The 6,988-nt window shown below is 68.3% G+C and carries 7 protein-coding genes; 2 read left to right on the top strand and 5 right to left on the bottom strand.

What is annotated here, in order from left to right; genetic code table 11:
• The first annotated feature begins 112 nt into the window (after positions 1–112).
• Together PHN62_RS15425 and PHN62_RS15420 are read left to right on the top strand one after the other, a co-directional pair.
• A complete protein-coding gene (locus PHN62_RS15425; protein WP_300152192.1) occupies positions 113–682 on the top strand; it encodes a HAMP domain-containing sensor histidine kinase in 570 nt (189 codons plus the stop codon).
• Between the two features lie 285 nt (positions 683–967).
• Positions 968–2,386: an MFS transporter gene (locus PHN62_RS15420; protein ID WP_300152190.1), complete on the top strand. Its 1,419-nt coding sequence runs from the start codon at positions 968–970 to the stop codon at positions 2,384–2,386.
• On the opposite strand, the gene PHN62_RS15415 is transcribed toward PHN62_RS15420, so the two are convergent.
• From PHN62_RS15415 to gatA, 5 genes are all read right to left on the bottom strand, one after another.
• Entirely contained in the window at positions 2,383–2,634 is a 252-nt protein-coding gene (locus PHN62_RS15415) for a ribbon-helix-helix domain-containing protein (protein WP_300152188.1), read from the bottom strand. The genes PHN62_RS15420 and PHN62_RS15415 overlap by 4 nt on opposite strands.
• The gene (locus PHN62_RS15410; RefSeq protein WP_300152186.1) at positions 2,631–3,587 is read right to left on the bottom strand and encodes a CPBP family glutamic-type intramembrane protease; all 957 of its coding nucleotides are present in this window, start codon (positions 3,585–3,587) and stop codon (positions 2,631–2,633) included. Before PHN62_RS15410 ends, PHN62_RS15415 begins: the two co-directional genes overlap by 4 nt.
• Positions 3,588–3,729: 142 nt before the next feature.
• The gene (locus tag PHN62_RS15405) at positions 3,730–4,632 is read right to left on the bottom strand and encodes an electron transfer flavoprotein subunit alpha/FixB family protein (RefSeq protein ID WP_300152184.1); all 903 of its coding nucleotides are present in this window, start codon (positions 4,630–4,632) and stop codon (positions 3,730–3,732) included.
• Position 4,633: 1 nt separating this feature from the next.
• Positions 4,634–5,395, bottom strand: coding sequence for an electron transfer flavoprotein subunit beta/FixA family protein (locus PHN62_RS15400; RefSeq protein WP_300152182.1), 762 nt, complete (start codon positions 5,393–5,395; stop codon positions 4,634–4,636).
• 105 nt (positions 5,396–5,500) lie between these two features.
• Positions 5,501–6,985 carry an Asp-tRNA(Asn)/Glu-tRNA(Gln) amidotransferase subunit GatA gene (gene gatA / locus PHN62_RS15395; RefSeq protein ID WP_300152180.1) on the bottom strand — a complete coding sequence of 495 codons (1,485 nt, stop codon included), beginning with the start codon at positions 6,983–6,985 and terminating at the stop codon, positions 5,501–5,503.
• Between the last annotated feature and the right edge of the window lie 3 nt (positions 6,986–6,988).

Here is a 6,988-nt window from a genome sequence, read left to right as displayed (position 1 = left end):
GGGACAGGGAATATCTATTCAAGGTTGCAACAGGGAACTCTGATGGTGCTGATTTCGTCAATCGCCAAGGGAAGACGAATTTCTCAAACCTTGTGTCCCAATTTCTCAAACCTTGTGTCCCGCTATACTTCTGGGGCTGATCAACAGCGTGATCCACTTCGTGCGGGTGGATTCGGGCGCCGATCCCCTGCATGAGGTGGAGACGAGTCTCGGCGATTTCCTGACCGACATGGCCCGCGCGGCGACTCCTTCGGCGATGCGGGCGGGGGTGGAGATCCGGACCCATCTGGCGGAGGGCCTGCCTCGGGCCCGGGTGGACGTGCGGCTTCTGGCGGAGGCGGTGGGCAAGCTGATCGACAACGCGGTGAAGTTCACGCCTTCGGGGGGCGAGGTGCGGCTCTGGGTGGGCTACGCCCGCGAGGGCCTGGAGATCCGGGTGGAGGACGATGGTCCGGGAGTCGATCCGGCGGTGGCCGAGCAGCTGATGAAGCCCTTTTCGCTCGGCGACGAGAGCTATGCGCGCAGTCACGGAGGGATGGGGCTTGGCCTGCCGACGGCTCTGCGGGTGATGGAGCGTCATGGCGGACGCCTGATCGTCGAGCGCCGCGAGGGCGGGGGCGGAGTGGCCCGGGCGATCCTGCCGATGGAGCGCCTCAGCCCCTCGACCGAAAGCGCCGCCTGAGAATCCTCCTCAGGTTGCGGTTTCAGGAGTCTTCTCGCGAGATCGCCCTCCTTGCAGGGAAGAGGAAGATTCATGCGCAGGACGCCAGAGCAGCTTCAGCAGGAGCTTTGGGCGACCGACGCGGAGGCCGCCTTCGACGAAGCGCAAATCCGCGGCTTTCGCGTCACATCGGGCGGCGGGGCGCCAGGCGGGGGGCGGCGGGGCGCCGGGCGGGCCTCGACGCGCGGCGGAGAAAGGCGCATAGGGGTCGGCCTGTCCTTCCCCACTCGCCGGACTCCCTGAATCATGTTGATTCCGCTCATCATCGCCTGCGCGCTCTTCATGGAGAATCTCGATTCCGCCGTGCTCTCGACGGCCCTTCCGGCCATCTCGCAGGATCTCGGCGTCGATCCCATCGCGCTCAAACTGGCCTTCACGAGCTATCTGCTCTCCATCGCGGTCTTCACCCCGATCTCCGGATGGTGCGCCGACCGCTACGGCGCCCGCACCGTCTTCCGCACCGCCATCGTGATCTTCACGGCGGGCTCTGCGCTCTGCGGCTTCGCCAGCTCGCTGGAGGGCTTCATCGGCGCGCGCGTGGTGCAGGGGCTCGGCGGGGCGATGATGGTGCCGGTGGGGCGTCTGGTGCTGCTGCGCTCGGTGGAGCGCAAGGATTACGTCCGGGCGCTGTCCTGGCTGACCATCCCCGGGCTGCTCGGCCCGGTGATGGGCGCGCCGCTCGGCGGATTCATCACGACCTATTTCGAATGGCGCTGGATCTTCTGGATCAACATCCCCATCGGAGTCTTCGGCTTCGTCCTGGCGACGATCTTCATCAGGAACTTCCGCGAGGAGAATCCGCCGCCCCTCGACGGAGCGGGCTTCCTGCTCTCGGCGCTCGGCATGACGGGGCTGGTCTTCGGCGTGGCGGTGAGCGGCGTGGGGATGCTGGCGGGCTGGATCGAGGTTCTGATCATCTTCGGCGGCGCCGGATTCCTCGCGCTTTACGCGCGCCACGCCTTCCGCACGCCGCATCCTCTGGTGGATCTGCGGATCCTGAACGTCCAGACCTATCGCGTGAGCGTCATGGCGGGTTCGGTCTTCCGGGTGGCGATCGGGGGGTGGCCTTTCCTGCTGCCGCTGATGCTCCAGCTCGGCTTCGGCAAGACGCCCATGGAGAGCGGACTCCTCACCATGGCCGGAGCGGCGGGCGCGCTCTCGATGAAGTTCGCGGCGCCGCCTTTGCTGCGCCGCTACGGTTTCCGCAAGGTCCTGACCGTCAACGCCTTCCTGACGGCGGTTTCCCTGGGGCTCTACGGCGCGATGACCGTCGAGACGCCCGCCTTCCTGATCTTCGGCCTGATCTTCGCTGGAGGCTTCCTGCGCTCGCTGCAGTTCACGGCCTTCAACGCCATGGCCTACGCCGATCTGCCCAACAACCGCATGAGCCAGGGGACCAGCCTCTCCAGCGTGATGCAGCAGGTCTCCATCGCGGGGGGCGTGACCCTCGCGGCGCTGCTGCTGGAGCTGAGCCGGAGCCTCGACGGAAGGACCGCTCTGGCGGTTCCGGATTTCTCCTTCGCCTTCGTGATTCTGGCGGGTCTGGCGCTGCTCTGCGCGCCTCTGGTGCTGCGTCTGCCGCCTTCGGCGGGCGAGAACGTGTCGGGGCATCAGGAGAACCCGCGCAACGCCAAGCTGCCCCATCTGCGCGAGCCGCCGCATTAAGAGGAGGCTGCTCCGATCTGGCCCTTCAGCGCCGCTTCGAGCGCCCGCACCCGGATCGCCGAGGAGAGGTTGAGCTCGCCCTCCCCGAGGCGCCCGGCGTCGATGCGGGCGGCCATCTCGCCGAGGCTGACGCCCTCGGCGGCGGCCAGCGCCCGGAAGGCCGCCCAGAAAGGCGCCTCCAGAGTCACGCTGGTGCGATGCCCCCGGATGCTCAGGGAATGCTTGACCAGCTTCAGCTTCCCGCTCACGGCCGGAGTCCGATCCAGCGCCCGAACGGCAGGCGCGGCGTCGTGAAGACCCAGAGGCAGGCCCCCACGTAAAGCGCCATCGTCGTCAGCAGCTCCAGCGGCTCCAGGCCCGAAGAGGAGAGCGCCGCCTCCGGCGAGACCTCGCCGCCCTCCATGAAGAGCAGCAGGAAGACGATGTAGTTGTTCATGGCGTGAAAGCCCACCGCGCCCGAGATCCCGCCCTCGGCGCGGGTCATGGCCAGCGTCATCACGCCCATCCCCGCCGCGAAGAGAATCTGGACGCTCATCAGCGACAGGCCCATGTCGGGCGTCACGCTGGTGACGTGCAGCCCCGAGAAGAGCAGCAGCGGCAGCCCCGCCCAGAGCCAGACCGCGCCTCGCCAGCGCGCCGCGAGGATCTGGGTCATGTGGCCGCGAAAGAGCATCTCCTCCGCGCCGGACTGCAGGATCGTCAGCGGAAAGAGCAGGATGGCCATCCAGAGGAATCCGTCCGGCGGACCGCTGCGGGCGCTGTCGGCGACCGCGGCCTCGGCGGCCTGCATCATCGCCAGATTCCCCGATAGCGCGAGATAGCCCAGCATCAGCGGAATGAAGACCACCCGACCCGCCAGAGCGCAGAGCACGCCCCCCCAGAAGGGCCGCGCTTCGAACCGGCGGCTCCATCCCCAGATCGTCGCGGGCGTCAGCCCGTGCAGCCAGAAGCGCAGCGCGAAGACGCCGATCCAGATCCCCGCGAAGGACAGCAGCAGGATCGTCGTGCTCGTGAAGCTGGAGAACTGGTCGAATCCCTCGGGGCCCGCGCCCGCCGCCAGCAGAAGGGCGACGGTCAGCACCATCTGGCTGACCAGAGCCCCGACCAGAGACAGGACCACGCTGGCCCCGACCCGCCATCCGCCGCCCAGAGGCGCCGCGCGGGCCTGATCCAGCCAGATGTCGAAAGGGTCGCGCTTCATGGGCGCCTCCTGCGCTGAGGGCGGGTCTTCCCGGCCGCGCGCATGAACAAGGCGCGCGACCCGTGCAGGGCCGCGCGCCTTGTCGGTTCGCGTCTTATACGCAAGCGCCGCCCTCCTGCAAAGAGGGCGCGGCTTGCGGAGGTCAGCCCAGAGCCTTCTCCAGCTTGGGCGCGATGTCGAAGAGGTCGCCGACGAGGCCGTAATCGGCGATCTGGAAGATGGGGGCTTCCTCATCCTTGTTGATCGCGACGATCACCTTGGAATCCTTCATGCCCGCCAGATGCTGGATCGCGCCCGAGATGCCCAGCGCCACATAGAGCTGCGGCGCGACCACCTTGCCGGTCTGCCCGACCTGCTGGTCGTTGGGGGCGTATCCGGAGTCCACCGCCGCGCGCGAGGCGCCCACCGCCGCGCCCAGCTTGTCGGCGAGGCTCTCGATGATGGCGAAGTTCTCCTTGGAGCCGACGCCGCGTCCGCCCGAGACGACGATCTTCGCCGCCGTCAGTTCGGGACGCTCGCTCTTGACCGTCTCGTCCGAGACCCATTCCGAGCCGCCGCCCGCCCCCGAAGCCGCAGCCGCCTCGCTCGGCGCGGAGCCGGTCGAGGGCGCGGGATCGAAAGCCGCCGTGCGGAAGGTCACGATCTTGATCTTGTCCGAGCTCTTCACGGTCTGGATCGCCGCGCCCGCATAGATCGGGCGCTCGAAGGTCTCGGCGTCCACGACGCCGATGGCGTCGGAGATGATCATGACGTCCAGCAGCCCCGCCGCGCGGGCGAGGATGTTCTTGCCGTTGGAGGTGGCCGCGGCCACGACATGCGAATAATTCGGCGCCAGAGCCGCCAGCAGGGCCGCCAGAGGCTCGGCGAGCCCATGGGCGTCTCCGGGAGCGGTCAGCACCTTGTCGACGCCCTGGAGCTTCGCGACTTCGGCGGCTTCGCCCTGTCCGGCGACGAGGGCGTGGACCTCGCCCCCGAGCTTGCGGGCGGCGGTCACGGCCTTGGCGGTCGCGTCGAGCTGCGCGTCGGCGAGCAGAAGAACGGCCATCTTAAAGCACCTTCGCTTCGGTCTTGAGCTTCGCCACCAGCTCCTCGACGGAGCCGACCTTGATTCCGGCCTTGCGCGCGGGGGGCTCGGAGACCTTCACCACCGTCAGGCGCGGCGTCACGTCCACGCCGAGATCGGCGGCGGTCTTGACGTCGAGGGGCTTCTTCTTGGCCTTCATGATGTTGGGAAGGCTGGCGTAGCGCGGTTCGTTGAGGCGCAGATCCGTCGTGACCACGGCGGGCAGCGCCACCCTGATCGTCTGGAGGCCGCCGTCGACTTCGCGGGTGACCTTGGCCGCGCCGCCTTCGATCTCCAGCTTCGAGGCGAAGGTGGCCTGAGGCCATCCGAGCATCGCCGCGAGCATCTGTCCGGTGGCGTTGCTGTCGTTGTCGATGGCCTGCTTGCCCATGATGATCAGATCGGGCTTTTCGGCCTCGATGATCGCCTTGAGGATCCGGGCCACGGCCAGAGGCTCGACGTCCTCGTCCACGCTGGAGGCCGCCTGCACGAGAATCGCGCGGTCGGCGCCCATGGCGAGGGCGGTGCGGAGCGTCTCCTGAGCCTTGTCCACGCCGATGGAGACGGCGATGATCTCGGCGGCCTTTCCGGCCTCCTTGAGGCGGACGGCCTCCTCGACGGCGATTTCGTCGAAGGGATTCATCGACATCTTGACGTTCGCGAGATCCACGCCCGAGCCGTCGGCCTTGACGCGCGCCTTGACGTTATAGTCGATCACCCGTTTCACGGGCGTCAGAATCTTCATGACGGAGCCTCCCAATCGCAAGATCTGGTCTTGTCCCTTGCGCCTGTCACTAAGGCGCGAGGCGCCGGGCGTCAATATCGACGCCACGGCGCCCTGAAGCGAGCCTCACCACCAGCGGGCGGGCCTGGCCGAGAAGCCGGAATCCCGCTCCACCGCCTCCGCGAGGGCCAGAAGGCCCGATTCGTCGAAGGGTCGCCCGATGAGCTGAAGCCCGAGCGGAGTCCCCTGCCGCGCCAGTCCGGCGGGCAGGCTGATGGCGGGCAATCCGGCGAGGTTCACCGGCACGGTGAAGACGTCCTCCAGATACATCGCCACCGGATCGTTGGTCTTCTCGCCGAGCCCGAAGGCGGGCGAGGGGGTGGTGGGGGTCAGGATGGCGTCGACCTGCCGGAAGGCCTCGTCGAAATCGCGCTTGATGAGCGCGCGCACCTTCTGGGCGCGCAGGTAATAGGCGTCGTAGAAGCCCGCCGACAGGGCGTAGGCCCCGATCATCACGCGACGGCGGACTTCGCGGCCGAAACCCTCGGCGCGGGTCTTCTCGTAAAGGTCGGCGATTCCGTCGCCCTGCGCGAGCTTCGCCCGACGCCCGTAGCGCACGCCGTCGTAGCGCGCGAGATTCGAGGAGGCTTCGGCGGGCGCCACGATGTAATAGGCCGCGAGGGCGTATTTCGTATGCGGCAGGCTGACTTCGATCAGCTCCGCTCCGGCTTCGCGCAATTTCAGCGCGCCATGGTCCCAGAGGCTCTGGACCTCGCCCGAGAGCCCGTCGACGCGATATTCCTTCGGAATGCCGATCCGCTTGCCCTTGATCGAGCCGCCCAGAGCGGCTTCGTAATCGGGAACCGCGATGTCGGCGCTGGTGGAGTCCTTCGGATCGAAGCCCGCGAAGCTCTTCAGGAAGATCGCGGCGTCGCGGACGGTCTTGGTCATGGGCCCGGCCTGGTCCAGCGAGGAGGCGAAGGCCACCACGCCCCAGCGCGACACGCGCCCGTAGGTCGGCTTGAGCCCCACGATGCCGGTCAGGGCGGCGGGCTGACGGATGGAGCCGCCGGTGTCGGTGCCGAGCGCCGCCACCGCGAGATCCGCCGCCACCGCCGCCGAGGAGCCGCCCGAAGAGCCGCCGGGCGTCAGGGGCCCGGTTTCGCCCTTGCGCCGCCAGGGCGAGACGACGGGGCCGTAGACGCTGGTTTCATTGGAGCTGCCCATGGCGAATTCATCCATGTTCAGCTTGCCGAGGAAGACCGCGCCCTCCGCGCGGAGCTTCGCCGTGACCGTGGAGTCGTAGGGCGGCAGGAAGCCTTCGAGAATCCGCGAGGCCGCCTGGGTCGGCACGCCCTCCACCGCGAAGAGGTCCTTCACCCCGATGGGGACGCCGCAGAGATCGGGGGCGCCGCCTTCGGCCAGACGCGCGTCGGCGGCTTCGGCCATGGCGAGCGCCGCTTCCGGCGTGGGATGGGCGTAGGCGTTCAGCGCCCCGTTGGCTGCGGCGATGGCGGCGCCATGGGCCTCGGTCAGCTCGACGGCGCGGAAGTCCTTGCGGCGCAGGCCGTCGCGGGCCTCGGCGAGGGTGAGCCTGGTCAGATCGGTCATGAA

Source organism: Neomegalonema sp., assembly GCF_028688855.1.
Lineage (GTDB): Bacteria > Pseudomonadota > Alphaproteobacteria > Rhodobacterales > Rhodobacteraceae > Neomegalonema.
Note: the sequence above shows the minus strand (reverse complement) of the source record. Positions and strands in the feature narration are given on the sequence as shown.

Excerpts from the sequence above, each read along its gene's own strand:
- gatA (WP_300152180.1), bottom strand. The coding sequence starts at position 6,985 with ATGACCGATCTGACCAGGCTCACCCTCGCCGAGGCCCGCGACGGCCTG.
- PHN62_RS15405 (WP_300152184.1), bottom strand. The coding sequence starts at position 4,632 with ATGGCCGTTCTTCTGCTCGCCGACGCGCAGCTCGACGCGACCGCCAAG.
- PHN62_RS15420 (WP_300152190.1), top strand. The coding sequence starts at position 968 with ATGTTGATTCCGCTCATCATCGCCTGCGCGCTCTTCATGGAGAATCTC.
- PHN62_RS15410 (WP_300152186.1), bottom strand. The coding sequence starts at position 3,587 with ATGAAGCGCGACCCTTTCGACATCTGGCTGGATCAGGCCCGCGCGGCG.
- PHN62_RS15400 (WP_300152182.1), bottom strand. The coding sequence starts at position 5,395 with ATGAAGATTCTGACGCCCGTGAAACGGGTGATCGACTATAACGTCAAG.